Below are 25,400 nucleotides of genomic sequence, written 5' to 3' on the forward strand. Positions count from 1 at the left end.
GATCTCAGGGCTCCTGACCGCCGGTGACCGTGGGACCGGGTCAATCTCCGCCAATCCACGCCGACCGTTTAGCACAAAGCCACCCGTGCCCGACCTGAGCAGGACGCGACCGCCGGCCGAAACGGCCCGGCCCACCCGCAAACACCCGACCCACCCGCAAACACCCGCAAACACCCGACCCACCCGCAAAGCCCCCGGCGAACCCAACAAAAGCACCCACCCGCTCCCCCGCCGAGCACAAGTCCACCCGCGTCCGAGGTCGAGCAATTCCTCCGCTCCTCGTGCGTCGGCATCGGCCGGACGTGTTCAGTTCTTCTCCAGCTCCCGGGCCCACGTGGTCGACCAGGTCAGAAGTGGGTTCAAGGCGTCGACCAACTGCACGCCGATGGGGGTGAGTTCGTAGTGGCCATTGGGGTCCTGGGTGGCGATTCGGGCGTTGACCAGGTCGCGTAGGCGGGTGTTGAGGACGCTGGAGGACATGTCGTCGCAGCGGCGTTGCAGGGCGCGGAAGCCTGCCGGCTCGCGGCTCAGTTCCCAGATCAGGCGCATGATCCAGCGCCGGCCGAGCAGGTCGAGCGCGGCCATCGGTGCGCGCCCGGTGGTCGAGCCGCGGACCGGGCCGCCCGGTAGCGGGATGGCGTGCTCGTCGGTTTCGCCGTCCACGGGTGCGCCGCCCTTCGTTCCGCCCCTTGCGCTTCGTTTTCAAAAGCAGCATAGTGCTTCTGAAAGCGAAGCATGCGCGGGGTCGTCTCGGCCCCGGCCCAGAGGCCGTCCCGGCCAGTGCAGGAGCGCGTCCATGTCGCGGATCACCCCGTTGTCGCCGCCCTACGCCGCTGAAACCGAGGCGGCGTTGGCCCGCTGGATGGGGCCTGCTCGCGACCGTGAGCCGCTTGCGTTGTTCCGGGTGCTGGAGTATCACCCGGAGCTGGCCTCGCGGATGCGCGTGGTCGGCTCGGGGTTGCTGGCGCACGGCACGCTGCCGGCCGTCGAGCGGGAGATCGTGGTGCAGCGGGTGTGCGCCCGGGCCGGGTGTTCCTACGAATGGGGCGTGCACGCCGAGGTGTTCGGCGAGCGGGTCGGCCTGACTCCGGGCCGGCTTCGGGCCACCGTCTTCGACGACGCGGGCGCGTGGACCGGACGGCAGGCGGTCCTGGTGCAGGTGGTCGACGAACTGCACGACGGCGCCGACCTCACCGACGCGACGTGGGCCGAACTGCGGGCGGCGTTCACGGATCGGGAGATCGTGGAGATCCTGGTCCTGGCGGGCTGGTACCGCACGATCGCCTACGTGGCCAACGCCCTGCGCCTGCCGGCGGAGGAGTGGGCCGCGCCGTATCCGCAGGCGTGAACACTCGCGCGGCTACCGTCGATGCCCGGCCTCGACCTCGGTCGGGAAGCCGGTGATCGCGGCCTCCCCTCGCGCCGGTCGTTCGGTGCCGGCCGGCGGGCGCGGGGGAGCAGCCCAAGCCCAGCGCGCGGTTGCCGGCGCGCGGCGCGGGTCGATGCGGACAGCCGACGCTCGGCCTCGTACCTACCCCGATCCGGCCGCCCCGAGCAGGGTTTCCGCCGCCCGGGTTCGCGCGTAGAGCACCTCGCGGCCGATTCGGTGGCCGGCGACCAGGCCCGCGGCGCGCAGTGCGGACAGGTGTTGGGAGACGCCGCCCGGGGTCAGGCCGGTTCGGCGGGCCAGGTCCGTGGTCGAGGCCGGGGTGGTGAGTTCGGCGATCAGGATGGCTCGCGAGCGGCCCAGGACACCGGCGAGTGCGTCGGGTGTGGGCGTGCGCGGCGGATCCCACAACGTGCCGATGCCGCGCGGCGGATAGCGCAGGGTGGGCTGCCAGCGGCCATCCAGCACCGAGAACACCCTCGGCCACACGAACGCGGACGGCACCAGCAGCAGCCCCAGCCCGTCCAGCGTGCGCCGACCGCGGGCGAACCGGTGTTGTATCTGGAGCATGCCCGCGTCCCACGCCACCTGCGGATCCAGGTCGTTGAACAGGCCGCGTGCGCCGCCCTCGACCAGCCGGCGGGCGCGAAAGAGGATGTCGCCCTCCAGCAAGGTCAGGATCCGCGGCCAGTACGGCGCGAGCGCCAACTCCCAGTACGCCTCGATCGTTTCCGCCAACCGCCCCAACTCGCGCTCGGGGTCCGCCCGCAGCGCGGCGATCCGCTCCGGCGCGACCTCCGAGCTGGTGCGCAGCAATTCGAGCGGCGTGGCGCGCAGCGTGGCCAGCTCGACGTCCAGCGAGGTCAACGGCGTGGTCGGCGGCGGGCACAGGAAGCCCGCGAGGGCCCGGGTCGGCACCGGGATCAGCTCGGTGAGCGGCGTCAGATCCACCTTCGCGGCGGCCAACCGAGGACGAACCTGATCCGTCCAGGCGCGGTGGATGCCCGCTTCGTCGGCACCCTTGAGGATCCGCACGCTCGCGATCACCTCCCACAGCGGGGAGATCACGAAGCGGGTGCGGGCCACGTCCTCCGGGGTGAACTCGATCTCGATCATTCAGTCCAGGCTAAATGATTGGGTGCCGTCGGTACCGCCCGGCAGGCTGCAGGGATGAGCCAACCGCACTCCCCCTGGCGCATCGCCGACTTCCGCACGCTGTTCACCGCGGCGGCGCTCAGCGAACTGGGCACCAACATCGGCTACGTCGCCGTCCCGCTGATCGCCGTCGCGGCCCTGGACGCGAGCCCCGGCCAGGTCGGCGCCCTCGCCGCGCTCGGCACCGTCGCGTTCCTGCTGATCGGCCTGCCCGCCGGCGCCTGGGTGGACCGGATGCGCCGGCGCCGGGTGATGATGGTCGCCGACCTGGTCCGCGCCGCGCTGATCGGCTCGATCCCGGTGGCCTGGTGGCTGGACGCGCTGACCCTGCCCCAGTTGTACGCCGTGGTCCTGCTCAACGGCTGCGCCACCGTGTTCTTCGACGTCGGGTCGCAGAGTTTCCTGCCGCACCTGGTCGGTCGCGAGGCGCTGGTGTCGGCGAACGCCGCGATGGTCAGCCTGATGGCGAGCGCCAACATCGCCGGCCGCAGCGCGGGCGGCTTCCTGATCCAACTGGTCGCGGCCCCGGTGGCGCTGGTGTGCACCGTGGTCGGCTACCTCGCCTCCGGCCTCGGGCTCGCCCGGATCCGTGCGGACGGCGCACCGGCCGTCACCGGCGGCGCCCGACGCCGGCTGCGGACCGAGATCGCCGAGGGACTGCGCCACGTGGTTCGTCGCCCCGAACTGCGGGCCCTCGCCTGCACCGCGGCGCTGACCAACTTCGGGTCGCAACTGGTCAACGTGCTGCTGCCGGTCGTATTCGTCCGGGAACTCGACCTTCCCGCAGGAGCGTTGGGGCTCTATCTGGCACTCGGTGGGCTCGGCGTCCTGGTCGGCGCCCGCTGTGCCCGGCCGATCTCCGGCCGGCTCGGCTTCGGCCGCACGCTGGGCCTGGCCGGACTGTGCCTGGCCCCCGCCGGGCTGCTGATCCCGCTGATCGATCGTGGTCCGTGGCTGGTGGTCGCCGGACTCGGCTGGTTCCTGGCCACCGCCAAGATGGGCGTGGACAACGTGCTCGGGGTCAGCCTGCGGCAACGCCTGACCCCCGACGCGCTGCTCGGCCGGATGAACGCGACCTTCCGCTGCCTGCTCACCGGGGCCTCCGCGATCGGCGCGGTGGCCGCTGCGCTGATCGGCCAATTCGCCGGTGTGCATACCGCGATGTGGGTCGGCGGGGTGTGCCTGGCGCTGGGCTTCCTTCCGGTCTTCTGCTCGCCGGTGCGTACCCTGCGCGTACTTCCCGAAGGCCCGACCCTGGTGGTGGCCGCCGGCGCGCGCCCCGAGGCGCCGGCCGCGAAGGGCTGACCGGGCCGGCTCCTCAACCGGGGGCGCCGGTCGGGAAGTGCTCGGCGAAGGTGCGGTGGGCCAGACGGTAGACGCTCTGCGCGTGTTCGGCGTCCAGCATGATGTACGGCGACGCGGCGACCAGGAGATCGTCGATGTCCGCCTCGTGCACCGGCCGGTCCTCGTCGAGCGCGCTCGCCACGAGCGCCCAGATCCGGTCCGCGCGCGGCAACCCCCGGCCGCGCGCCACGGCGAGCGCCTCCAGCAGGGGATAGGCGGTCCGGGCCCGCGCCCGCAACCGGGCGACCGCGACCGCGAACAACGCCCGGTGATCGCGGGAGAGCAGGTCGCGCAGGTCCTCGGCCCGGTCCGGGTCGAACAGGTCCGGCTGTGCGAGCAGTTCGTGCACGGCCAGGCGCGCGTACAGGAACTCGCGGTCCTGGTCCCGGATCAGCCGGGCCACCGAGGTGATCGTGGCGTCGTCCACGGCGAGCCGGCCCCGGGCGCGGGCGGCGGTCAGTCGTTGCTCCACGTATGCGCCGACGGAGTGTCGATCACGGGTCACCACCACGCGCGTGCCGGTCGCGTCCAGCGCGGTGAGCAGATCGGTATCCTCGGTGTGCGCGTCGACGGCCTCGCGTGTGGAGGCCCGGGTTCCCACCACGATCCGCATCCCGGGCAGCGCGGCCATCCGACGCAGCACCGAACCGGCGATGGTGACCGGCTCCTGTGCCTCGTCGAGCGCGTCCACCAGGATCGTGCACGTGTTCTCGCGACCGGCCAGCGCCGTCAGCAGCCACTCCACATCCGAGCCGACCGAGATCCCGGTCACCGGCAGGCCCAGGCCCAGCGCATCGGCCAGCCGGCGCACCAGTTCGGCCACGGTCGTCCCGGTCAGGTGGATCACCGCGTCGAAGCGGATCTCGTCTCCCGGCGCGCCGAACTCCCCCTCGGGCGCGGGCCGCAGATCACCGCCGCGCAGCAGCAGTTCGCGCAGCCGCGGGGTGGTGTGCACCAGGATGTGCCCGAGCAACGCCGACTTGCCCGATCCGGCCCGGCCGGTGACCGCGAGCAGCCCGTGCCCGGTCTCGCGCAACCAGCGGGCGACGGCCGCGCGCTCGGCCTCGCGGCCGACGAAGTACCACGCGGGCTCGCCCTGTTCCAGACCGTCGGCACCCTGTGCCTTGGGCAGGAAATGGCCACGTTCGTCCGGTGACAACTCGGCGATGTAGCGCAGCAGTTCGGCATACACGTCGAAGGGCGCCGCGACCGGGGCCAGCGGGCGGGCCGGCCGGGGGATCGGCGGTGCCAGATGCGGTTTGAGGGACAGCACGGTGCCGTGGTCGCCGAGCCGATCCTCCAACGCGGAGACGAAGTCCTTGAGGCTGAGCACCGGATCGTTGACGGTGTACGCCTCGATCGTCGCGGCCAACACGGTGGCGAAGCGGCCCAGGTGGCTTGCCCCGGATCCTTCGCTGACGCCGATGATCGCGCAACGCTCGGGGGTGAACTCGTGCCCCAGGAGGCGGGACGCGACCAGGTTCGCGAAGCGCTCCGCGCCGCACGCCTCGATCACCACGAGCATCCACGCCGCCGGATCGGCCGCGCGGCGCCGCCATTCCAGGAGCACGTGATCCGCGAACGTCTCCGGGCCGATGCCACCCGAGCGGATGTGCCGATCCGTGTTGTACACCGCGAGCCACGCACCACCGTCCAGCGCCTCGCCGTGTCCGCTCCAGTACAGCACCGAACAGCGCGGATCCTGCGGCGCGGACCACTCGTGCAACCGCGCCAACACGGCCGTGGTGTCGCGGATCGGGTCCGCCGGCAACCACGGACGGTGTCGACCACCCAGGCCCGCGAGCAGGTCGGCGACTTCGGCCGCCGCCTCCACCGCGGGCACCTCGGGATGGTGCGCGTACCGACCGATCGGCACCGACAAGACGTCGAACGCCGGCCCCGGGTGCCGCTCGCTCACGCGTCCTCGGCCGGGTCGAACGGCGCGCTGGGATCGCTCGCCAGGACCAGCTGGGTGACCGCGGACTGCCCGCCGGCCTTCGCCAGCACCCGGAACAGGCCCTCCACCGGCAGGATCTGACGCACCATGAGCCGGCCGTCCCGAGGCATCGGCAGCGCACGCGGCAACATCACGCCGGTGGCCACGTCGACCACACGCACATCCACGGCGGCCGGGTCGGCCACCCCGTCGAGCACGATGTCCAGCGCCGTGCCGGCCGCCACCGAGTCGGCCACGTGCAACGCCAACGGCTGCGCGTCGGCCGCGAGTTCGGGGCCCAGATCCCGATGGTCGAGGACCGCGCAGACGTGCGCGATCGCCTCGCGCGTGCCGGGCAACGCGCCGTGCGTCTGGACGAAGGCGAACGGCTTGGCCGCGGCCGGGAACGCCGCCTCGCGGTACACGGTCTCGTCGCCGCCGCGATCGACGCGCTCGATCCGGCCGTCAGGCTCGGTCCGGCAGGTCACCGGGCGCGGCTCGGCCACGCCGTCGCGGAGCAGCAGGGACTGCATGGTCGGCTGTGCCACCCCGATCGCGGGCCACAACGTCTCCCACGACCCCGCGCCGAGCAACCGCTCGCGCCGGGCCAACGCCTCGCCGGCCAAGTACTCGTCACCACCCAGCCTCGCGACGTCGGCGGCGGTCAGCCGACGGATCGAGGAGCCCTCGTCCACGCAGCGGTAGGACGGCAACAGGTCGTACAGCCCGGGCAGCGTGGTGGCCAGTCGGCGCAGCCGGGTCTGTGGGAGCGGGAGCGGCGTCCCGGTGCCGGTGCCGAGCAGGTGGACCGCCTTGACCGAGCCGAAGAACGGCGTACCCAGGGTGATCAGCGCACGCAACTCGGCCGAACCGTTCAGCACTTCGGCGAAGTAGCGGGCGATCAGTCCGCCCATCGAGTGCGCCACCAGCACCAGTCGCGCATCCGGTCCGCCCAGCGGGTGGCGTCGCCAACGACGCAGGTGCTCGTGGACGGCGATCGCCAGGAGACCCGCGTTGTACTCGACGGACAGCCGCCAGTCGTACGGGAATTCGAGCACGGCGCTGGGATCGGCGGCGCTGCGCCGGACCGCCTGGACCAGCGCGGTGTACGGCTCGAAGCCGCGCAGCATGGGAGCCCAGGCCGGGGCGTGCAGCAGCCGGGTGGCCCGGATGCGGCCCGCCCGCCCGGCGCGTTCCGCGTCGGTCACCGCCAGCGCCCGCAGCGAGGCGCCGGTGGTCCAGGCCCGGGCGTACCAACCGGCGTCGGCCAGTCCCCACAACGTGCGCCCGGTGGACGCCTCCACCAACTCGCTGCCCATGATTCCCGGCAGCACGATCACCGCGTCGTTCATCTTCCCCCCGATTCCAGGCTGCACCGCGTTGTTCGTCCTTTCCCGAGCCCCGGCCGAAGTCGTCAAGCGCGCGACGCGACCACTCCCGTCCGTCGCGCGAACCACAGTCCCGCGCGCCCACCGATCGCCAGATCCGAACCCAGCGCGGCGAGCGCGAGCACCTCCACGCCGACCGCCAGTACGTGCGCCACCCGCCCAGACGTCGGGTCCCAGAGTCGGACCCGGCCCCCGCTGTCGCCCACCGCGAGCAGGGTGTCGCCGTCGGGGGCGGGCAGCGGTTCGACGGCGGTCACGGTGGTTCGCACGTGGGCGTCGAGCCGCCGCGGGATGGTTCGGCCGTCGGCCGGGTCCCACAGTCGAACCGCGTTGTCGATGCCGGTGACGGCGACCCACGTGCCGCCGCCGGGCCTGGGCACGGCGGTCAGGTTCGTCGCGGGCAGCTCCTCGGGGAGTCGGTGGGTCCGGGCCGATCCGTCCTCGGGATCCCACAGGGTCAGGTTCGCGGTCCCCCGGTGGGCGATCGCCAGCCGGGCGGGTCCGTCCGGTCGTGGGATCGGGAGCAGACCATGGATGTCCGGTCGGCCGCTGTCGAAGGACACGTCCAGCATCCGGGGTGGATCGAGCTCCCACAGGTGCACCGTGCCCGAGACCTCGGCGATGGCGAGCATGCTGTGTTCGGCGTTCCAAGGAAGCGTTGCCGCGGACGCGAAGGTGGGGTTGTGGTACCGGGCCCACGGCAGCGTGTCCCAGCGCCGATGGGTGCGTTGGTGCTCGGGGCCGCGATCCGGTCGGCAGGTACGCGGATCCCAGAGGCACACGGCCAGGTTCGGGGTGACTCCGGACAACACTCGATGTCGGGCGGATGGTGGGATCACCACGGTGATCGGATCCGACTCCCGCCGGATCGGAATGCGCGAGGTCGGGTCTCGACCGGTCTCGGGATCGCACACACGTATCTCCCCCGTCCGGCCGGCGGTGACCAGCCGGGTGGCGCCGTGCCGGTCGACCGCGGCGGTCATCGCCGTGATCGCGCCCGGAATCGTCGGTGCCTCCCGGGGGGTCGGTCCCGCCGCGGCGAAGCGGCGCAACTCGGGAAACCACAGCCGCACGGTGCCGTCGTCGGCAGCGGTCGCGAGCAGGGCCGAGCGTCCGTGCGACTGCGGGATCGCGGTCATCGCCGTCACGGCCGCGGTGTGACCCGTCATCCGGCGCTGGAACGAGTCGTCGACGATCGGGTCGAGCAGCCGCACCGTTCCGTCGCGATCGCCGACGGCCAGCAGCGGTGGGCGACCGACGATGGGCAGGGTGACCAGTACGCTCACCGCGTCCATGGCCCGGCGGTAGAGCGTGCCGCCGAGTCCCCGGAACGGATTGTGCAGTCGTACCAGGCCGCGCAGGCTTGCCGTGGCGATCGTGGACTGCCCGTTCGGGAGCGGCAGGATCGCCGTGGTGACGGGTGGGTCGGCGGACCCCGCGGTGCGGGCGTCCGGTATCCGACGGCGCACCAGTCCGTCGGGAGTGACGAACACGAGACACGTGGCGACCTGGGTCAACGGCACGCTCACGAGGGTGCAGGCCGGCAGCAGCTCGGTGTCCCGGAGGTCCAGGAGGTCGCCGGTGCCGGGGTGCCACAGGCGGATTCGTTCCAGGCGGTCGGTGACCGCGAGCAGGGTGGTGCCGTCGGGCAACGGGATGGGAGCCAGGTGACGTATGTCGTTCTCCCGGTCGAGACCGGGTGTGGCGAGCCGGTCGCCCGTGCGCGGATCCCACAGACACACCCGGGCATCGTCGTCGACGAAGGCGAGGACGACCGGACCACCGGGCATCGGCAACGCCGCCAAGGCGTGCGCGAGTCCGTTCCCGGGCGGGGCCTGGCCGATGATCCGTCCGCTGTCGGCGTCCCAGGCCAGGACGGTGCCGCTCGTGTTCATCCCGGCCAGCACCGGCCCGTTGTCGCGCAACGTGAGGGCGGTGAGAGCGCAGATCGACCCGGAGAGTTCGGTCAGGGTGCGATGCACCGTCGCGGGCCGCACCCGGCTCCAGCCCACCTCCCACTCGTCGCCCGCACCGCTCGAATCCGGCCGCCGGGCATGCGGCGGGGGGTCCGGATCGAACCGGCGAAGCATTGCCTGCCGCGCGAACGCACGGTCCGCCACCGGCACTTCGTCGAGATAGTTGGCGGCGGCGAGCACCGCGACCACGTCCGCGGGCAGCCCCTCGTCCCGGTCGAGTGCCGAGCCGAGCGCGGCGGCGGCGAGCGAGGTGGGGTCGAGCCGGTCGAGCAACTCGGGCATCGCGGCGACCTCGTCCCACGTGCCGGCCTCCGCGAGGTGTTCGGGGAGGTGATAGACGAGATACGGGTTCGGCGCGGCGGGCAGGGCCGCCGCCGCGGCGCGGAGCAACGCGTCGGCGACTCGTCGCGGTCGGCGCTCGCGCGGGTCGGGCGCGGCGTGCCGAAGATTCGTCGAAGGTCCGCCCACCCGCCCATCCTGGCCGGCTCGACACCGGGCGCGCAGCCGAATGCCCAAGACGGGCCCGCCGGATGTCGCCGCCGGCCGGGCCCGCCGTGGGTGGTCGGGCCGACCGGCGACATGATCGGTTCGTCTTCTTGTGGGCGTCATGTCCCGGCCACGCCGACGCAACACGCGGTGGCGAGACTGGGGGCATGCCAAAGCCCAGCACACCGGAGATGCCTGTGACCCGACCGAACGACCTGCTCGACCCGAACCACCCGCACGAACGCGAGCGCGGCATCGCCCTCGTGGCACACGACCGGTGCAAGCCGGAAATGCTCGCCTGGGCCCGGACCCACCGCGAGACCCTGACCCGGCACCGCCTGTACGCGACCGGGACCACCGGCGGCATCCTCGCCGACGAACTCGACCTGGAGATCATCCGGTTCCGCAGCGGCCCGCTCGGCGGCGACCAACAGATCGGATCGCGGATCGCCGAGGGCGCCGTGGACCTGTTGGTGTTCTTCTGGGATCCGCTGAGCCCTCAGCCGCACGAGCCCGACGTGCGCGCGCTGTTGCGACTCGCGGTCCTGGCGGACATCCCGGTGGCCTGCAACCGGGCGACGGCCGACTTCGTGATCACCTCGCCGCTGTTGGCGATCGCGGACGACCCGGATCGCCCCGGTTCACCGGTGTTCGCGCCGCTGGCCGCATAGGCGGCGCGGCGAGGCCGGCCCGGCGCCCGACCGAACCGTACGCTCCGAACCGTACGCTCAGGGCCGGGACAGCCCCATGCGATACGCGTAGCGCACCGCGTCGGCTCGATTGCGCACGTTGATCTTGGCGAAGGCGTTGTTGATGTGTGTCTTCACGGTCGCCTCGCCGATGCACAGCGTGCCGGCGATCTCCGCGTTCTTCAGTCCGTTCGCGATCAGCGTCAGCACCTCCACTTCACGATCGGTGAGCCGATCGGGATGCGCGGTGCCGGTCGTGGTCGCCTTCGGGAGTGCTGTCGCTTCGGGCCCGTCCGTCACGTCGGTCAACCTTTCGAGCCCCGCCGCACCCAGCGCGGCGATTCGGGCCATTCTCGGGTGAGTTCCAGGCTTTGGGATCGGTTCGTGCCCGCTCGTGCCGGCCAACCTACCGGGAGCGGGACGGCGGCGATCCCGCTTCGGCGCCGCCGGGATGTGCGGGCCGGGAGCGCCGATACCGCAGGGAGCGATCGACCGCAGAGAGCGATCGACCGCGCCTCCGTCGTCGCGTCGGTCGACGGAGGCGGGTGCGGGTCGGTGGGGTCAACCGGCCGCGGGCGGGCCGGGTTCCCGGCGGGACCAGTGGCTGAGCACCTCGGTGTACGGGTTGACGGGAAGCCAGGAAATCGCGTCCCGGGCGCTGCGTTCGTAGCTGTCGGCCAAGGCTCGGGCCTCGGCGCCGGCGCCGGTGACCGCCACCAGCGCGCGCATCCGGGCGAGCGCGGTCGCCGGATTGTTCTCGTGCAGGAGGGCGTGCCGGATCTCGGCGCGCTGCCGGCTGCTGCCGCGTTCGTGGGCGAGCAGTACCGGCAGCGTCGGACGGTGATTGCACACGTCGCTGTCGGAGGGTTTGCCCATCGTGGCGGCGGATGCGTCGTCGTAGGGGAGCAGGTCGTCGCGGATCTGGAAGGCCAGGCCGACGTGCCGCCCGAACGCGCCCAGCGCCTCCACCGCCGAGTCGGTCCCGCCGCCCAGGATCGCGCCCACCCGGCAGGACGTGGACAGCAGCGCGCCGGTCTTGCCGCCGGCCATCGTGAGGTAGTCCTCGACCGGGCAGTCCAGGTCTCCGGCGAGGCCGAGTTCGTCGAACACGCCCTGACACATCGCGTATCCGCCCTCGGCCTGCGCCGTCATCGCGCGGGCGATGCGCTCACCGGGCACGCCGTGGCGCGCACATTCGGCGAGCGCGCGGAACCAGGCGAAGTACAGGCTGCTGCCCGCGATGATGGCCCGCTCGGGACCGTAGGCGACGTGCACCGAGGGCCGGCCGCGCCGCTCCTCGTCGGCGTCGACGATGTCGTCGTGCACCAGGCTGCCGGTGTGCGCGCACTCCATGCCGACGGCGGCGGGCAGCGCGTGTTCGACCTCGCCGCCGACCGCGAGCGCCGCGTACATCACCAGCGCGGGCCGCAACAACTTGCCGGTCGGCAACAGCGCGTACCGATGCACCGCGGCCATGCCGTCGGCTGATCGCGGCCAACGACGGGCGAACTCGGCGGCCAGGACCGCCGGTACGTCCACGATCGGCCGATCGGACAACTCGTACGGGGCAGGCGCGCCGGTCATGTGCGCCCGCCCGGTCGATCGACGCTTGTGAGCCGTCGAGGAAACCTGTGGTGTCTCGGTCACAGCTTGCGAACCCCCTGTATCGCCCCCGGAGCGTGGCCCCTCGGGCGCCGAAGCGGATGGGGGCGACGCATGTTCCAGACGCTCGCCGGCGCCCGGACCAACCCAACAGACCCCGGCGGGCCGCCGACAGCCGGGCACGGAAGCATCACGCCGGCGCGCATCCACCCGAACGGGAATCCGCGCTCCCACACCCCACCATCGCGTGGTTTCACCGCGATACCCACGGGCCGAGCGGGGATCCTGCCGCGCGAAGTCTTGCCGTGGGGCGCGGTGTTCGCCGCCGGACCCCCTGCGGATCGCTGCGCGAGGCTTCGTTCCACACCTGTGGTGCCAAGTCGGGTTCGGACAATCGCCGCTCGGCGGCCGGTGTCCGGCCGGCATGGTCGGGTGGGGCTCCGGCCGGTACCCGACCGGGTGGCCACCATGTCAGTGCGGTGCGGTCGCCGCGGCCACGAACATCGGCACGGCCAGGAAGAGTCGGTCGGCTTCGGCCCGCGCGCGTTGGTCGGCGATCCATCCGTCCGCCTGCTCGCGCGTGACGGCGCCGGCGGAGCAGGCAGCCTCGGCGAGTCCGGTGAGCAGGGGCAACCCGGCCGATCCGGTGTACACGCCGGTGGGTGCCCGGACCGTCACGTCGCGGAAGCAGGCGTCCATCAGCAGGTTGCGGTACCGGCGAGCCGCCCGCGGGCCGACGATCAGGTCGGCGCGGGCGCACGTGATGGTGCGGGTGAGGGGCGCATCGTCGGAGTCGATGACGAAGGCGTCCCAGTCCTGGCCGACCAGCACGATCCGCCCGCCGGGCCGGAGAACTCGGCGGGCCTCCGCCAACGCCCGCTCGGGTTCCGCCAGTTCATGGAATACCTTGTCGGCTCGATAGCCGTCCACCGAAGCGTCCCGCAGCGGCAGTTCGTACGCGTCCGCGATCCGGAACTCCGCCTCGGGCCACCGGCCGCGGGCGACGGCGATCATCTGCGCGCTCGCGTCCACGCCCACGGCTTGCACCTCCCGCTCGACCAGCTCCGCGACAGCTCGTCCGGCACCGCACCCCACGTCCACCACACACGCCCCGGCTCCGGCCCCGAGCAAGTCGTAGGACAAAAGGCGTAGTTCCTCGGCGCCGGGCAGGCGATCGGCCTCGTCGAGTCGCGCGACGAGGCCGTCGGTCGGCGGGCGTTTCTGTTCCGTCTCCCTGGTCATGAGCGACAGCCTGGGACTTAATGTCGGCATGAAGTCAAGCGAGCACAGGACACCTGACGACAGTGCGCGCGGCCCGATGAGCATCGGCGCCCTCGCCGCACGCTTCGGTCTGGCCACGCACGTCCTGCGTCACTGGGAGACGATGGGGCTCCTCGCCCCGGCCCGCGACGCCGCGAACCGCCGCCGCTACGGCGCGGCGGACGTCGCCCGCGTCACGGTCGTCCTGCGCGCCAAGGAGGCAGGGCTCTCCCTCGACACCATCCGCTCGTTGGTCGCCACGGCCGGTGCCGCGAATCGACGGAACATCCTCTCCGAAGAGGCGGAGGTACTCCGTTCCCGAATCGCAGCAGCGCAGGCTTCACTCGCACTCATCGAATGCGCCCTGGGCTGCGACCGCGAGGACTACACCCGGTGCGCCCATTTCGGCCTGATCGTGAACCGCATGAGCACGGAACCGCCATCGGCATCCCCATCCGATTCCCCACACCCGAAGTACGCGGAGCCGATCCCGGGTTGCGGCCGAACCGACTCCTGATCGACCTCGAAGGCGCTGATGCCCGGTTCAGCGTTTTGCGGGGGCGGGATCGGAAGGGGCTGAGGCGGCGGCACCCCCGGACGGCAGCGCCGCCACGATCGCATGGTCCCGGGCGATCGGACCGAGCTTCGCACTGCCGCCGGGACTGCCGAGATCAGAAAAGAACTCGGCGTTCACGGTGTTGAAGTGCCGCCATTCCTGCGGGGTGTCGTCTTCGAGGAAGATCGCCTCGACCGGGCACACCGGCTCGCAGGCGCCGCAGTCGATGCACTCGTCCGGGTGGATGTAGAGCATGCGCTCTCCCTCGTAGATGCAGTCGACGGGGCACGCGTCGATGCATGCCTTGTCGGTGACGTCCACACAGGGCAAAGCGATCACAAAAGTCATCGAGCTGCCATCCTCTCCCGGCCGTTCGTATCGTTTGGACGCAGCCGACCGTAGGGCCTCAAGTAATCTTGAGGTCAACAGGGAGGGTGCACATGACGAGCTACCGTTCCGGTGAGGTCCGGGCCCGCCCGGACGACTGGCTGAGCATCGGCGAAGTGAGCGCCAGGACCGGGGCGGCCGTCTCCGCTCTGCGGTTCTACGAAGAGCTCGGCCTGATCGCGTCCGAACGCGACGATCGCAACCAGCGTTGCTACCCGAGGCACATGCTTCGCCGAGTCGCCTTGATCTCGGTGGCAAAACGGATCGGCATCCCGTTGCAGGACCTCCGGGAGGCGTTCGCCGACGTCCCGCTCGACCGTCCGCCCAGTCACCAGGAGTGGCAGCGTGCCTCGCGTGGCTGGAAGCGTCGACTGGAGCAGCGTCGACAGACCATCGAGCGACTCGAGACCGAGCTCACCGGGTGTATCGGCTGCGGATGTCTCTCCATGAAGGCATGCGCTCTGCTCAACCCCGGCGACACGCTCGCCGAGGATGGTGTCGGCCCCCGACGACTGTGAGACGTGCCTCCCGACGCTCGGCCGACGTCCCGCCGCCGGACCCCGGTTCGCACGACCCACTACCGCTCCTCGAAGCTAATCTGATGCGGTCAAGGAATACGGCCGACTCACCACCGAGGAAGCGACCATGACCGAGCCCGACCAGGATCACCGCCATCCGGACCGTCCCGCGTTGGTGCTCGCGGCCGAGGAATCGGCTCGCATCCGCGAATTCCCGTTGTCCTGCGAGCCCGGAGTCGGCCGCCTGCTCGCCGTACTCGCGGGCGCGGTCCCCACCGGCGGCCGCATCCTGGAACTCGGCACCGGTGCCGGAGTCGGCGCCGCCTGGATCGCCTCCGCCCTCGCCCGCCCCGGCGACGTCGCCTTCACCACCATCGAACGCGACGCCGACCTCGCGGCCGGGAACACCGAGCTCCCCTGGCCGGACGGCATCGACTTCCGCATCGGCGACAACGAGGAACTACTGCCCACCCTCGGCACCTTCGACCTGATCTTCGCCGACGCGGCCGGCGGCAAATGGACCGGCCTGTCCGACACCCTCGCCGCGCTACGCCCCGGCGGCATCCTCCTCGTCGACGACATGGACCCGACCCGAGCCACCCACCCCGACCACCGCCAAGCCCTGGACGCGGTCCGCACCACCCTCACCACCCACTCCGACCTGCTGACCGCAGACCTCCCCACCGCCGGCGGCATGATCCTGGCCACCCGCCGCCGCTGACCGGTAAGTACCGCCCGAAGCACGGGCGTTCGCGTGCCCCGACCATCGCGTATGGGGCGTGGACGTATCCGTCGGGGTTGCCCGGGAGGCCGGGCTTCGGGGGTGCTTCGACCCCGGGCAGGTCGGGTCGGGGCGGTAGAGGACGGTCAACGCCGGTTCGGCGTGGCGCCCCGGCCGGCAGCACGCCCTCCCCGCCCTGGCCGCCGCCCCCGAAGCGGTGGCCCGGATCAGGCGGATCGCCTTGGTCCACCCAGCGCTCGACCACCCCGGATCCACCGGGTGACGTGAGCCGGTCCACATCGGGCCACGGGCGCGGGTCGGCGTCAGACCGGTAGGGTTCGGGCCGCGCGGAGGGCGGCGGCCAGTTCCACGCAGCGGCGGGTCTGGATGCGGGCCAGGTCGAGGGAGAGCAGGGTCGGGTCGTCGGCGGGGGTGGGGGTGAGGGTGGTGATCGAGCGTTGTGGGGCGGGGTCGGGGGAGCCGGGGGCGGGCCGGTAGGTGATCGCGAAGCTGTGGATCAGGCCGCCGTGCCGGGTGCCGGGGGCCGGGGTGGTCACGAAGACCGCGAACACCTGTTGGGCGCTGCGGCGTTCCCATTCGTTGCGCATCTCGCGGGCGGCCGATTCGGTGGCCGAGGCGGTGGCGGAGTCGGCGAGGCTGCGGAGCAGGGCGAAAACCTCGCGGTCTCGTGCCGGGGCGCCGAGCACGATCACGTCGGCCCAGCTCAGGTCTCGCGCGGTCGCGGGCGGATCGGGTTTCGGATCGGCGTGTGCCTGCTCGGTGTGTGGCTGCTCGGCCTTTGGGTCCTCGCCCTGCGGATGTTCGGGCTGCGGATTCTCGGTCCGGGCGCCGGGCAGGCGGCGCAGCCGGACGTCGGCGCCGGTGTTCCAGGCGACCGCGGCCACCGCGTCGGCCTGTGCGCGCACACCCTCGGCGGTGTCCCGGTAGATCACTGTGACCTTGATGGGCATCGTTCAGTCTCCTTTGTTGCTCCCCGAAGCCCGGCGCGCGTTCACTTCGCCGACTTCGGACCCCCGACAACTGCACGCTATGCGGCGGTGCTCCCTCCTGCGACGTCCGTACGCGCCACGAAGCGGACTCCGCACGCCAGAGCCGCCGCTTCCGACAGCGCGGCGGGGACGGTTTCGGCCGGGGACGCCCGGCAGCCGGCGTGGTGTGGGCAGGCGCCCGGCCTGCCGCCGACGGCAACCGCGGCGGGCGGGCGGACGGAGGGCGCATCGTACGGATGGACGGAGCATCGTACGGCGCGAACCTCCCCGCCCGCCTCCCATTTTCGACCGCCCGTCGACTCCTCGACAGGACCGCACGCAGCGCCCCGCGAAAGCGGGAATCGGGCGGTGCAGCCGCAGTGGGCTACCGTCACTGTGCCCCGTCGGCCCGAACCTCGCCCGACCCGTACCCAGGAGACCCGATCGATGGCGCTGGACCCGTTGGACAACCGGATCATCACCGCGCTCATCGACGACGCGCGCTCGACGTATGCCGAGATCGGCGCCCGGGTCGGATTGTCCGCGTCCGCCGTCAAGCGGCGGGTGGATCGGCTGCTGGCCACCGGTGTGATCACCGGCTTCTCCGCGTCGGTCGAGCCCGCCGCGCTCGGCTGGACCACCGAGGCGTTCGTCGAGTTGTACTGCGTCGGGCGCACCTCGCCGAGCGAGATCGGCAAGGCGTTGGCGAAGTTCCCAGAGGTGGTCTCGGCGAGCACCGTCACCGGCGACGCGGACGCGGTGATCCACCTGCTCGCCGCCGATGTGCAGCACTTCGAGCAGGTCCTGGAGCGGATCGCGGCGGAGCCGTTCGTGGTGCGCTCGAAGAGCTGTGTCGTGCTTTCCCGGCTGGTCAGGCGCAATGGAACCGCCTGGCAGGGAGTGGAGACGCAATAGATCGGCGTCGGCGCGCAAGATCGACCTCTTGGCCCGGTCGCACACGCGTACGTAGGGTTTGAACTGCCGGTGCAGACCGACCCGGCACCCTCATCCGGCTTTCGTGAGAACGCCACCCCGCGCGGGAAAAGTCCCCCGTCCGGGTACCCAACCCTGCGCGGGTGCCTCGCCCGAACGCGCCGAGAGATTGCCGAGCCCCACATGCGCATGCACCGGTACGACCCCGCCCTCGCCGACCTGGTCTTCGACTACATGCGCGAGCGGCTCGCGTTGGATCCGGTACCGCTGGACCACCCCGGGCGCAAGGACAAGCTCGACCGCGTGCTCGACGGCCTGATCGGCGCCGGCGGCAACGACCCGGGCGACGTGCTGGCGATCTACGCCGACCAACTCGCGCCGGCGGTGATCTCCTGCGACAGCCCGCGCTTCCTCTCCTTCATCCCGGCCGCGCCGACCAAGGCCGCGCTGCTGTTCGACATGGTCGTCTCGTGCGCGTCCCTCCAGGGCATCTCCTGGCTGGAGGCGGCCGGCGCGGTGGCCGCCGAGAACCAGGTCTTGCGGCTGATCTCGGACCTGGCCGGGCTGCCCGCGAGCGCCGGTGGCTGCTTCGTCAGCGGCGGTTCGGCGGGCAACCTGTCCGCGCTCGTGGTCGCTCGGGACATGGGTCGGCGACGCACCGGCGCCACCGCCCGGGACCGCCTGCGGATCGCGGTCAGCGACCAGGCGCACTCCTCGATCGGCAACACGCTGCGGATCATCGGCGTGGACGCGCTCGTGGTGAAGACCACCGACCACCGCCTCACCGGCGAGGCGCTGCGCGCCGCGCTGGCCGCCGACCCGGACGCGGACGACGTGGTGGGCGTGGTCGCCACCGCGGGCACCACCAACGCGGGCATCATCGACGACCTGGCCGGGATCGGCGCGGTCGCCCGCGAGCGTGACCTGTGGTTCCACGTGGACGGGGCGTACGGCGGCGCGGGCCTGCTCGCACCCAGCGTGCGGGCCCGCTACGACGGGATCGAGCTGGCCGACTCCTTCGTGGTCGACCCGCACAAGTGGCTGTTCGCGCCGTTCGACTGCGCCGCGCTGGTCTACCGCAACCCGAGCCTGGCCCGGGGCGTGCACACCCAGGACGCGTCCTACCTCGACGTGCTGCACACCGACGCGCCCGAGGAGTGGAACCCGACCGACTACGCCTACCACCTCACCCGGCGGGCCCGCGGTCTGCCGCTGTGGTTCTCGCTCGCGGTGCACGGCACCGACGCGTACACCGAGGCGATCGAGACCGCGCTCACCCTGGCCCGGGACAGCGCGGCGCTGATCCGCGCCACCCCGCACCTCGAACTGATCCGCGATCCGGAGCTGTCCGCCGTGCTCTTCCGCCGCGTCGGGTGGAGCGCCCCGGACTACCTGGACTGGTCGCATCGACTGCTCGCCGGCCAGGTCGGTTTCGTCACCCCGACCGGTTGGGAGGGCGAGACGGTGGCCCGCTTCGCCTTCCTGCATCCGGGTACCACGATGGCGATGGTCGAGGAGATCCTGGCCACGATGATGTAACGCCCTGCGGCCTGCCGCTCGCGCGTTCGGGTTGCCTTGGCCCAGACTGGAACCCGATGGACGGCTTCCGGGAGCCGGGCGCCTCACGGGAACCCGGGGCTGGAGAGGACAGGCGTGGCGCTGGACGAGTACGCGGACCCGCCGATGACGGTGCCGGAGGTCGATGCCGTGACCGGCGCGGTGGCGCGCCTGGTCGGGGCGAACGGCTCCGACCCGCGCGAGGCGGGCGCGTACGCGGTGCTCCAGGGCCTGCTGGACGGCACCCGCGCCGCGGTCGCGGTGATGAGCCCCGGCCTGCGCTACCTCTACGTCAACCCGGCCCTGGCCCGGATGAACGGCCTCGCCGCCGAGGAGCACCTGGGCCGCACCATCGGCCAGGTGCTCCCGGATGTGGACGCCCAGGAGGAGATTCTCCGGGCGGTGTTGCGCGACGGCGTGGCCCGTGAGGCCACCTCCACCGGCATCACCCACGCGGGCCCGCCCGACCGTCGCTGGTGGCACGGCGCCTACCACCGCCTGGAGCACGAGGGCGCGGTGGTCGGCCTGGCCGGCGTCATCCTGGAGGTCTCCGAGTCCCGCCGCACCCAGTTGGAACTGGACGCGGCCCGCCGTCGATTGTCCTTCCTGGACGCCGCCGCCACCCGGGTCGGCACCACCCTCGACCTGGTCGAGACCTGCGAGGAACTGGCCGAACTCTTCGTCGCCGAACTCGGCGACGTGGCCGCGGTGGACGTGTTCGCGGTCGAGGGCGCCAACGGCACCCCGCACGCCCCACAGGACATGGTCCGGATGTGGCGCGCCGCGCTGTCGCACCGGCCGGGGATGGCCGAGCAGGCCGCGATCCTGCGCCGACCCGGCGAGAACGTCGACTACCAACAGGGCTCGATGGTGCCGCGCGCCCTGAGCGAGCGCAGCCCGGTGGTGGTCAACCGGGTGAGCGACGACGAACTGGCCCGCGAGGTGTCCAGCCCCGACCGCGTCGACATCTTCCGCTCGGTCGGCCTGCACTCGATCGTCGCGCTGCCGCTCGTCGCCCGCGGCAGCGCCATCGGCATGGTCAGCCTGGCCCGGCACGGCGCGGCGGACGCGTTCTCCACCGAGGACGTGGTGCTGGCCCGCGACCTGGCCCGGCGCGGGGCGATCAGCGTGGACAACGCCCGCCGCTACGCACACGAACACGACATCGCGCTCGCCCTCCAGCACGCGCTGTTGGCCGCCCCGGACGCACCGCACCCCGACATCGAACTGGCCTCGCGCTACCGACCCGCGGGCAGCAGCGTCGAGGTGGGCGGCGACTGGTACGACGCGGTCGCGCTCAGCGGCGGTCGCACGCTGCTCGCGGTCGGCGACGTGATGGGCCACGGTGTGCAGGCCGCGGTGGAGATGAGCCAGTTCCGGGCGCTGTTGCGGGTGCAGGCGCGCTCCGATCAGGAGCCGCACGAGATTCTGGCCGCGGTGGACCGCACCAGCACCAAGGCCGGCATCGAACGGGTGGCGAGTTGCCTGCTGGTCCTGGTCGACCCGGCGGCGGGCGCGGTCACCTTCGCCAGCGCCGGGCATCTGCCGCCGCTGCTGGTCGGCCCGGGCGACACGGCCGAACTCGTCGACGTCCCCGTGGGACCGCCGCTGGGCACCGGCTTCGGCGGCTACACCTCGGTGCGTCGGCGCAGCGAACCCGAGCGGGTCCTGGTGATGTACACGGACGGCCTGATCGAGCGCCGGGGCGAGGACATCGGCGAATCGCTGCAGCGGCTGACCCGGGTGGGACTGACCGCCGAGACCCCGTTGGTGCGTCTGGTGGACACGCTGATCGCCCGGATGGTCACCGACAAGCCGGAGGACGACATCGCGGTCCTGGCCGCGCGACAACGGCCGGTGGGCGGCCCGGGGCCGGCGGCGGCGAACCCGGGTCAGTGACCCGGGCGTTCGACGTCGGCCAGGTAGCGCTCCAGGCGGTCGGCCAGCTCGACCGGGCGGCTGAGCGCGAGCAGATGGCCGCCGGGCATCTCGTCCGCGAGCACGCCGAGGCGTTCTCGGGCGACCCGGCGTTGGAAGGCGAGGGGGAAGAACCGGTCGTCGCGGCCGACCAGGACCCTGGTGGGTACGTCGGGCCAGGCGGGCAACCACCACGCGGTGCCGAACACCGCGTCGGACTCGCCGCGTTGCCGGCCCTCGCCCTCGTCGATCAGGGCCTGCGGGACGTCGTGCAGGAAGTACACGAGCGCGTCGAAGTCGGCGTCGGCAGGTCGGCCGGCGCGCTCGTCGTTGTCCCGCCGTGCCGCGTCCTGGCCGGTGGCGGCCCACCACCGGCCGGCGCTCTCGCCGGGCTCGGGGATCATCGCGTTCAGCAACACGAGCAGGGCGACCGGCAGTCGGGCACACGCGAGCGAGGCACTGAACCCGCCCAGCGATTGCCCGACCAAGACGACCCGCTCCCGATCCGCGGCGGCGGCCACGATCAGGTCCACATACTCCGCCAGTCCCGCCGCCTCGTCCGCACCGGGCAGGTCCACCGACACCACATCCCGCCCCCGCGCCCGCAGTTCGGCCTCCACCAGATGCCAATACCAGGCAACCCCACCTGCCCCGGGAACCAACACATACGCGGTATCCACCATGCACCGGACCCTACGCGGAGGCACCGCCACTCAGCGGGAGGACACGGCCCGACAGGCCCGGGATCGGGGCTCGGCGGATTTCCGGTCAGGTCGGGGTGCTGGGGAGGCGGTACCAGGTGTGTCGGGTGCCGACCACCCGTCGGTGCCCCTGCGGCTCGGGCTTCGGCGGCGGGGGCGCGGCGACCAGGCTGCCGGCGATGGTGTCCTCGAAGCGGCGGCGGATCGGCTTCCAGCGCGCGTCGCGGCGGGCCGCCCGCGCGGTGGCACGGCGCAGTTTGCGGGGCTTGTCGTGGTAGTAGCGCCGCGCCCACGGAGAGCCGGGTCGGGCCAGCCGGATCGCCGCGACGATGTTGACGATCGGGATGAAGATGCCGATCACGCCGGTACCGACCTTGCCTTTGGCGAAGGTGATCGCCGCCATCGCCACGTCCAGCAACAACACCAGCAGCCACACCACCTGATCGGCGACGCCGCCGCCCTCCGGCGTCGCGTCGAAGGGCACGAAACCGCTCGCCGCCAAGCCGACCGCGGCGGTGGCCAACACCGTGGCCTCGATCGAGATCCGGCCCTGCTCGGTCCAGTACACATCGGCCAGGTGCACGATCATCCCGAACTCGTCCAGCACCAGCCCCGCGCCGATTCCCAGCAGCACCCCCGCGATCGACCGGCCGACCAGGTATTGGCCGGTGCCGACCGCGACGAAGCCGCCGATCAGGGCGAGCACGATGCCCGGCACCACGTGATGGATGTGCACACCGCCGGGGCTGACGTTGCGAAACGGGCCTCGACCGGCCCGGATCAGCCGGGTGATCGTCCGCGTCGCCAGAAAGGTGAGCAGCAGCGACGCGAACGCCAGACTCATCGGCAGCCGACCGTCGTGCATCATCGCGCCGTGCCGCCGATCCGCCGCCTGCGGTGCTCCGCCATGCGCACTCCTCCTCCGGGTCGGTGCTCCTGTTCCCGGTGCGCGGCGGCCTACGAACGCCGAACAGGTGAACCGGGCCGCCTCGGCGGGCGCCGCGGTGACCAAGTGCCCGCGACCTCGTTGGGCGGGACATGAACAAGCGCATCGCCGCCGCCGCGTTGGCCGGCACCGCCCTCGCCGTGACCCTCGGCGCGTCCGCCGCCCACGCGCAGGAACCGACCCCGAACAGCGGCCGGGTCGTCGGTGTCCCGACCGCCGTCTACCCCGACGGCGTGAACACCCTGAACCGCGTCAACCCGCTCGCCGGCCCGCTCCCGCTGTAGGACCCGTCACCGGCCGGCGTGGTGTCCCGGTCCGGCCCCGAAGGGGGAAACCATGCCTTCGACGGGCGCCATGGCGGTGCTCGTCCCGGCTCGGGTCACTCGTCGTCGAGGGCGCGGCGCAGTTCCGCGCTTTCCCGGTTGGCGGCGGCCAGATCCTCCGTCATCCGGCGGGTGCCCTCGGCCACGCCCGCGTCCCAGATGCGTTGCACGAGGGCGCTCGCGCGATCCTGCGGCAGGTCGGTCTCGCGCATCAGCAGCTCGGTCAGCTCGATGATCGGGTGTTTGGGGTGCATGGTTTCAGCAGACCCGGCTCCGGAGCCGGCCGCACCCGGGCACGGCCGGTCGGGGGAGTCGTCGGGGTCGATTGGATCGGTTGCCGTCGGCCGGACCTACGCCTTGAGGTGCTCCCACGCCTGGGGGTGGGTGGTCAGATAGCCGGCCAGGTTCTGGGCGGGCCGGCCGGTCAGCATCGGGATCGCGGTGGAGACCTTGGCCATCTCGCCGGTGGCGATCGCCTCGTACGAGGTCACCCAGCCCGCCATCTCCCAGGCCGGCGCGTTGTACTGCGCGCGGGAGGCGTACGCCTCGTCCCGGCTTTCCGCGACGTATTCGATCGGCCGCCCGGCGAAGCGGGTCAGCTCCGTCGCCGCCTCCGCGAGGGTGATCGCCTCGGGGCCGGTCAGGTCGTAGGTGAGGTGGTCGTGCGCGGTGTCGCCGAGCAGTACCGCCGCCGCCGCGTCCGCGATGTCGTCGTGCGCCACCGCCGCGACCCGCCCCTGCCCGCCCGGACCGCGAATGACCCCGTCGGCACCGACCATCGCGGGCAGCACCGCCAGGTACAGGCTGTCGCGCAGGAACGTGTGCCGCAGTCCGGTGTCCCGGATGTGTTGCTCGGTGTGCCAGTGGTCGCGCGCGAACGTGAACGTCGCGTCCGGCGCCGCGCTCTGGAAGGACACGTAGACGATCCGTCGGATGCCGACCGCCACCGCCGCGTCCACGGCGGTGATGTGCTCACCGACCCGATCGGCGCTCTCGTGGGCCGAGACCAGGAACAGCGTGTCGGCCCCCTCCAGGGCCCGCCGCATCGCCGCCCCGTCGCCGTAGGACGCGGGCGGGGCCTTGACCGCACCGTCGAACTCCGGCAGCCGGGACGCGTCCCGGCCCACCAGGCGCTGCGCCGTGCCGGCCTCGGCGAGCCGGCGGGCGACCCGGCCACCGATCTGCCCGCTCGCTCCGGTGACCGCGATGACTGGTCCCATGACGACGTCCTCTCCTGGCCCAGGGCCCGACGGCCCGCGGCCGGCTCCGCATTCGACGGCCGCACCGCATCCGGCCGCTCGGCCACCCGACCCTACTGCCCGGTTGTCGCACTTCCCTCGAACCGAGCCCGTCCGGCGCGCCCTCGGGTGCGCTCGGGTGCGCTCGGGTCAGCCCAGGTCGTCGAGCGAGCCGAGCACCCGGTCGAGCAGGGGGCGGCTCCGGTCGACCAAGTCGTGTGCCTGGTCGGGATACTTCGCGGCGAGGAACACCGCGCCGAGCACGAGCAACAGCAGGAGTACGCCGTTACCCGAGCGCCCGCCGCGCCGGCGTCGCCGGTCGGCGGCGAACATCTGCTCGCGAAAGGCCCGTCGGTCGACGTCCTGCCGGAATGCCTGAGCCTGCCGTGCCGCCTGCATACCCGGATCGATGGGCATCTCGGCCCCCTTCTCCCTGCCCGCGCGATCGCGGGTCGTCGAGGAGGACGGGCGCGACGCTCGCCGTGGTTCGTGGTGCTCGCGGTTGTCACCGCGTCGGGACGAAGCCGTGACCGCACCACCGACGACCGGACGACTCGGTGACCGCGGCTGCTACTCGTCCCACCAGCGGTCGCCGCGCTCGCGGCGATTGGCCACGATCACCGCGAACGGCGGAATGGCCATCGCGACGATGGTCATGCCCGCGGCGGCGGCGAACGACCAGCGGTAGACCACGGTGCCGGCCAGCAGGAACAGCAGCAGGCAGATGCCCATCATCACGAAGTAGCGCTTGCGTCGACGGCGCTGGGACGGAACCGGTCCGGACGGGGTGGCACCCCCACCACCGGGGGTGCCCGGATCGTTGGTGCTCATCTCTTCACGGTACGTCCGGGGGCCGCCGGACGGGGCGGGTGTCGGCGGCGGACCGGTCGGTTTTCGGGAGTTACCCGGAGGTGACAATATTGGTATAGACCTTTCGGTCGGGACGGTGTTGACTGGCGGCGAGGCGCGACCGCAGGTCCGTGCCGATCGCCGGAAAGGAATCAGTCGCCATGACGACCGTCTCCCCTCCGTTCGTCGGCGCGCCCGTCGCCTATCTACGGTGCTATCCCCGCGACCCCTGGGAGATGGCCGCCCATCGCAACGCGCTGACCGCGTACGCACAGGGGCTCGGCCTGAGCCGGCCGGTGGTGTGTCTGGACAACGGCGTCTCCTCGAACGAGGAGCAGCCCGAGTTGGAGAACCTGCTGGCCAACGTGATCGCCGGCGTCGTGCGGACGGTACTGATACCGGGCCTGTGGGTGTTCGCCCTCGATCCGGAACGAGCCCGGGCCACCGCCGAGCGCTTTCGCGCCGCCGGCGCCGAGATCCTCGACCTCCCGGGCCGCTGGCACGAACGGGACGGCCGCCGCGTCGCCCGCTGGTGACGCGGC

25 protein-coding genes and 2 pseudogenes are annotated in these 25,400 nt (G+C 72.3%); 11 read left to right on the plus strand and 16 right to left on the minus strand.

Annotation, left to right across the window (positions count from 1 at the left end; translation table 11 throughout):
- Positions 1 to 306: 306 nt before the first annotated feature.
- Entirely contained in the window at positions 307 to 663 is a 357-nt protein-coding gene (locus tag ABZ374_RS43445; protein ID WP_360323213.1) for a helix-turn-helix domain-containing protein, read from the minus strand.
- A 133-nt stretch (positions 664 to 796) separates the two neighbouring features.
- On the opposite strand from ABZ374_RS43445, the gene ABZ374_RS43450 reads away from it, so the two are divergent.
- Positions 797 to 1,348, plus strand: coding sequence for a carboxymuconolactone decarboxylase family protein (locus ABZ374_RS43450; RefSeq protein WP_360323215.1), 552 nt, complete (start codon positions 797 to 799; stop codon positions 1,346 to 1,348).
- A gap of 183 nt (positions 1,349 to 1,531) precedes the next feature.
- Here the strand turns inward: ABZ374_RS43450 and ABZ374_RS43455 are convergent, their stop codons facing one another.
- Positions 1,532 to 2,503, minus strand: coding sequence for a DUF5937 family protein (locus ABZ374_RS43455; RefSeq protein ID WP_360323217.1), 972 nt, complete (start codon positions 2,501 to 2,503; stop codon positions 1,532 to 1,534).
- Positions 2,504 to 2,557: 54 nt separating this feature from the next.
- Here ABZ374_RS43455 and ABZ374_RS43460 point away from each other — a divergent pair, with 54 nt between their 5' ends.
- Complete coding sequence (locus ABZ374_RS43460) at positions 2,558 to 3,847, plus strand: MFS transporter (RefSeq protein WP_360323219.1); 1,290 nt, start codon at positions 2,558 to 2,560, stop codon at positions 3,845 to 3,847.
- A 13-nt stretch (positions 3,848 to 3,860) separates the two neighbouring features.
- Here the strand turns inward: ABZ374_RS43460 and ABZ374_RS43465 are convergent, their stop codons facing one another.
- From ABZ374_RS43465 to ABZ374_RS43475, 3 genes are all read right to left on the minus strand, one after another.
- The gene (locus ABZ374_RS43465) at positions 3,861 to 5,804 is read right to left on the minus strand and encodes a hypothetical protein (protein WP_360323221.1); all 1,944 of its coding nucleotides are present in this window, start codon (positions 5,802 to 5,804) and stop codon (positions 3,861 to 3,863) included.
- Entirely contained in the window at positions 5,801 to 7,174 is a 1,374-nt protein-coding gene (locus ABZ374_RS43470; protein ID WP_360323223.1) for a hypothetical protein, read from the minus strand. The genes ABZ374_RS43465 and ABZ374_RS43470 overlap by 4 nt, the downstream gene beginning before the upstream one ends.
- Positions 7,175 to 7,236: 62 nt before the next feature.
- A complete protein-coding gene (locus ABZ374_RS43475; RefSeq protein WP_360323225.1) occupies positions 7,237 to 9,654 on the minus strand; it encodes a WD40 repeat domain-containing protein in 2,418 nt (805 codons plus the stop codon).
- 209 nt (positions 9,655 to 9,863) lie between these two features.
- Here ABZ374_RS43475 and ABZ374_RS43480 point away from each other — a divergent pair, with 209 nt between their 5' ends.
- Positions 9,864 to 10,343 (plus strand): methylglyoxal synthase, encoded by a 480-nt coding sequence (locus tag ABZ374_RS43480; protein WP_360323227.1) that lies wholly within the window; start codon positions 9,864 to 9,866, stop codon positions 10,341 to 10,343.
- 57 nt (positions 10,344 to 10,400) lie between these two features.
- Here ABZ374_RS43480 and ABZ374_RS43485 read toward each other — a convergent pair.
- From ABZ374_RS43485 to ABZ374_RS43495, 3 genes and pseudogenes are all read right to left on the minus strand, one after another.
- Positions 10,401 to 10,601: pseudogene (locus ABZ374_RS43485) on the minus strand (helix-turn-helix transcriptional regulator); the annotation flags it as partial.
- 321 nt (positions 10,602 to 10,922) lie between these two features.
- Positions 10,923 to 11,945: a polyprenyl synthetase family protein gene (locus ABZ374_RS43490; protein WP_360323229.1), complete on the minus strand. Its 1,023-nt coding sequence runs from the start codon at positions 11,943 to 11,945 to the stop codon at positions 10,923 to 10,925.
- 489 nt (positions 11,946 to 12,434) lie between these two features.
- Positions 12,435 to 13,205, minus strand: coding sequence for a methyltransferase domain-containing protein (locus ABZ374_RS43495; protein WP_360323231.1), 771 nt, complete (start codon positions 13,203 to 13,205; stop codon positions 12,435 to 12,437).
- 28 nt (positions 13,206 to 13,233) lie between these two features.
- On the opposite strand from ABZ374_RS43495, the gene ABZ374_RS43500 reads away from it, so the two are divergent.
- Positions 13,234 to 13,740 carry a MerR family transcriptional regulator gene (locus tag ABZ374_RS43500; RefSeq protein ID WP_360323271.1) on the plus strand — a complete coding sequence of 169 codons (507 nt, stop codon included), beginning with the start codon at positions 13,234 to 13,236 and terminating at the stop codon, positions 13,738 to 13,740.
- 27 nt (positions 13,741 to 13,767) lie between these two features.
- On the opposite strand, the gene fdxA is transcribed toward ABZ374_RS43500, so the two are convergent.
- A complete protein-coding gene (fdxA, locus tag ABZ374_RS43505; RefSeq protein ID WP_360323233.1) occupies positions 13,768 to 14,127 on the minus strand; it encodes a ferredoxin in 360 nt (119 codons plus the stop codon).
- 92 nt (positions 14,128 to 14,219) lie between these two features.
- Between fdxA and soxR the strand changes: the two genes are divergently transcribed.
- Both soxR and ABZ374_RS43515 read left to right on the plus strand, forming a co-directional pair.
- Complete coding sequence (gene soxR, locus ABZ374_RS43510) at positions 14,220 to 14,684, plus strand: redox-sensitive transcriptional activator SoxR (protein WP_360323235.1); 465 nt, start codon at positions 14,220 to 14,222, stop codon at positions 14,682 to 14,684.
- A gap of 127 nt (positions 14,685 to 14,811) precedes the next feature.
- Positions 14,812 to 15,405, plus strand: coding sequence for a class I SAM-dependent methyltransferase (locus ABZ374_RS43515; protein ID WP_360323237.1), 594 nt, complete (start codon positions 14,812 to 14,814; stop codon positions 15,403 to 15,405).
- 323 nt (positions 15,406 to 15,728) lie between these two features.
- On the opposite strand, the gene ABZ374_RS43520 is transcribed toward ABZ374_RS43515, so the two are convergent.
- Complete coding sequence (locus ABZ374_RS43520) at positions 15,729 to 16,376, minus strand: hypothetical protein (protein ID WP_360323239.1); 648 nt, start codon at positions 16,374 to 16,376, stop codon at positions 15,729 to 15,731.
- Positions 16,377 to 16,841: 465 nt separating this feature from the next.
- Here ABZ374_RS43520 and ABZ374_RS43525 point away from each other — a divergent pair, with 465 nt between their 5' ends.
- The 3 genes from ABZ374_RS43525 to ABZ374_RS43535 all read left to right on the plus strand — a co-directional run bounded on the left by ABZ374_RS43525 (position 16,842) and on the right by ABZ374_RS43535 (position 20,783).
- Positions 16,842 to 17,309 carry an Lrp/AsnC family transcriptional regulator gene (locus ABZ374_RS43525; RefSeq protein ID WP_360323241.1) on the plus strand — a complete coding sequence of 156 codons (468 nt, stop codon included), beginning with the start codon at positions 16,842 to 16,844 and terminating at the stop codon, positions 17,307 to 17,309.
- A gap of 201 nt (positions 17,310 to 17,510) precedes the next feature.
- Positions 17,511 to 18,866 (plus strand): pyridoxal-dependent decarboxylase, encoded by a 1,356-nt coding sequence (locus ABZ374_RS43530; RefSeq protein WP_360323243.1) that lies wholly within the window; start codon positions 17,511 to 17,513, stop codon positions 18,864 to 18,866.
- A 114-nt stretch (positions 18,867 to 18,980) separates the two neighbouring features.
- Entirely contained in the window at positions 18,981 to 20,783 is a 1,803-nt protein-coding gene (locus ABZ374_RS43535) for a SpoIIE family protein phosphatase (protein ID WP_360323245.1), read from the plus strand.
- Here ABZ374_RS43535 and ABZ374_RS43540 read toward each other — a convergent pair.
- Positions 20,777 to 21,484, minus strand: coding sequence for an alpha/beta fold hydrolase (locus ABZ374_RS43540; RefSeq protein WP_360323247.1), 708 nt, complete (start codon positions 21,482 to 21,484; stop codon positions 20,777 to 20,779). The genes ABZ374_RS43535 and ABZ374_RS43540 overlap by 7 nt on opposite strands.
- Before the next feature lie 85 nt (positions 21,485 to 21,569).
- Positions 21,570 to 22,346, minus strand: a complete 777-nt coding sequence (locus ABZ374_RS43545; protein ID WP_360323249.1) for a hypothetical protein — start codon at positions 22,344 to 22,346, stop codon at positions 21,570 to 21,572.
- 194 nt (positions 22,347 to 22,540) lie between these two features.
- On the opposite strand from ABZ374_RS43545, the gene ABZ374_RS43550 reads away from it, so the two are divergent.
- On the plus strand, positions 22,541 to 22,732 hold the full coding sequence (locus ABZ374_RS43550) for a hypothetical protein (RefSeq protein WP_360323251.1): 192 nt from the start codon (positions 22,541 to 22,543) through the stop codon (positions 22,730 to 22,732).
- 95 nt (positions 22,733 to 22,827) lie between these two features.
- Here the strand turns inward: ABZ374_RS43550 and ABZ374_RS43555 are convergent, their stop codons facing one another.
- The 4 genes and pseudogenes from ABZ374_RS43555 to ABZ374_RS43570 all read right to left on the minus strand — a co-directional run.
- Positions 22,828 to 23,025, minus strand: a complete 198-nt coding sequence (locus ABZ374_RS43555) for a hypothetical protein (RefSeq protein WP_360323253.1) — start codon at positions 23,023 to 23,025, stop codon at positions 22,828 to 22,830.
- 96 nt (positions 23,026 to 23,121) lie between these two features.
- On the minus strand, positions 23,122 to 23,991 hold the full coding sequence (locus ABZ374_RS43560) for an NAD(P)H-binding protein (RefSeq protein WP_360323255.1): 870 nt from the start codon (positions 23,989 to 23,991) through the stop codon (positions 23,122 to 23,124).
- Positions 23,992 to 24,159: 168 nt separating this feature from the next.
- Positions 24,160 to 24,426 (minus strand): hypothetical protein, encoded by a 267-nt coding sequence (locus ABZ374_RS43565; protein WP_360323257.1) that lies wholly within the window; start codon positions 24,424 to 24,426, stop codon positions 24,160 to 24,162.
- 153 nt (positions 24,427 to 24,579) lie between these two features.
- A pseudogene (locus ABZ374_RS43570) lies at positions 24,580 to 24,768 on the minus strand (DUF3099 domain-containing protein); the annotation flags it as partial.
- A gap of 251 nt (positions 24,769 to 25,019) precedes the next feature.
- Between ABZ374_RS43570 and ABZ374_RS43575 the strand changes: the two are divergent.
- Positions 25,020 to 25,394 (plus strand): hypothetical protein, encoded by a 375-nt coding sequence (locus ABZ374_RS43575; protein WP_360323259.1) that lies wholly within the window; start codon positions 25,020 to 25,022, stop codon positions 25,392 to 25,394.
- The last annotated feature ends 6 nt before the right edge of the window (positions 25,395 to 25,400 follow it).

Source organism: Embleya sp. NPDC005971 (assembly GCF_040629175.1).
Taxonomy (GTDB): domain Bacteria; phylum Actinomycetota; class Actinomycetes; order Streptomycetales; family Streptomycetaceae; genus Embleya.

Bases quoted from the DNA above. Each gene is read 5' to 3' on its own strand.
- ABZ374_RS43450 (WP_360323215.1), top strand. From the start codon at position 797: ATGTCGCGGATCACCCCGTTGTCGCCGCCCTACGCCGCTGAAACCGAG.
- ABZ374_RS43455 (WP_360323217.1), bottom strand. From the start codon at position 2,503: ATGATCGAGATCGAGTTCACCCCGGAGGACGTGGCCCGCACCCGCTTC.
- ABZ374_RS43460 (WP_360323219.1), top strand. From the start codon at position 2,558: ATGAGCCAACCGCACTCCCCCTGGCGCATCGCCGACTTCCGCACGCTG.
- ABZ374_RS43470 (WP_360323223.1), bottom strand. From the start codon at position 7,174: ATGAACGACGCGGTGATCGTGCTGCCGGGAATCATGGGCAGCGAGTTG.
- ABZ374_RS43480 (WP_360323227.1), top strand. From the start codon at position 9,864: ATGCCTGTGACCCGACCGAACGACCTGCTCGACCCGAACCACCCGCAC.
- ABZ374_RS43490 (WP_360323229.1), bottom strand. From the start codon at position 11,945: ATGACCGGCGCGCCTGCCCCGTACGAGTTGTCCGATCGGCCGATCGTG.
- ABZ374_RS43495 (WP_360323231.1), bottom strand. From the start codon at position 13,205: ATGACCAGGGAGACGGAACAGAAACGCCCGCCGACCGACGGCCTCGTC.
- ABZ374_RS43500 (WP_360323271.1), top strand. From the start codon at position 13,234: ATGAAGTCAAGCGAGCACAGGACACCTGACGACAGTGCGCGCGGCCCG.
- fdxA (WP_360323233.1), bottom strand. From the start codon at position 14,127: ATGACTTTTGTGATCGCTTTGCCCTGTGTGGACGTCACCGACAAGGCA.
- soxR (WP_360323235.1), top strand. From the start codon at position 14,220: ATGACGAGCTACCGTTCCGGTGAGGTCCGGGCCCGCCCGGACGACTGG.
- ABZ374_RS43515 (WP_360323237.1), top strand. From the start codon at position 14,812: ATGACCGAGCCCGACCAGGATCACCGCCATCCGGACCGTCCCGCGTTG.
- ABZ374_RS43520 (WP_360323239.1), bottom strand. From the start codon at position 16,376: ATGCCCATCAAGGTCACAGTGATCTACCGGGACACCGCCGAGGGTGTG.
- ABZ374_RS43525 (WP_360323241.1), top strand. From the start codon at position 16,842: ATGGCGCTGGACCCGTTGGACAACCGGATCATCACCGCGCTCATCGAC.
- ABZ374_RS43530 (WP_360323243.1), top strand. From the start codon at position 17,511: ATGCGCATGCACCGGTACGACCCCGCCCTCGCCGACCTGGTCTTCGAC.
- ABZ374_RS43540 (WP_360323247.1), bottom strand. From the start codon at position 21,484: ATGGTGGATACCGCGTATGTGTTGGTTCCCGGGGCAGGTGGGGTTGCC.
- ABZ374_RS43545 (WP_360323249.1), bottom strand. From the start codon at position 22,346: ATGAGTCTGGCGTTCGCGTCGCTGCTGCTCACCTTTCTGGCGACGCGG.
- ABZ374_RS43550 (WP_360323251.1), top strand. From the start codon at position 22,541: ATGAACAAGCGCATCGCCGCCGCCGCGTTGGCCGGCACCGCCCTCGCC.
- ABZ374_RS43555 (WP_360323253.1), bottom strand. From the start codon at position 23,025: ATGCACCCCAAACACCCGATCATCGAGCTGACCGAGCTGCTGATGCGC.
- ABZ374_RS43560 (WP_360323255.1), bottom strand. From the start codon at position 23,991: ATGGGACCAGTCATCGCGGTCACCGGAGCGAGCGGGCAGATCGGTGGC.
- ABZ374_RS43565 (WP_360323257.1), bottom strand. From the start codon at position 24,426: ATGCCCATCGATCCGGGTATGCAGGCGGCACGGCAGGCTCAGGCATTC.
- ABZ374_RS43575 (WP_360323259.1), top strand. From the start codon at position 25,020: ATGACGACCGTCTCCCCTCCGTTCGTCGGCGCGCCCGTCGCCTATCTA.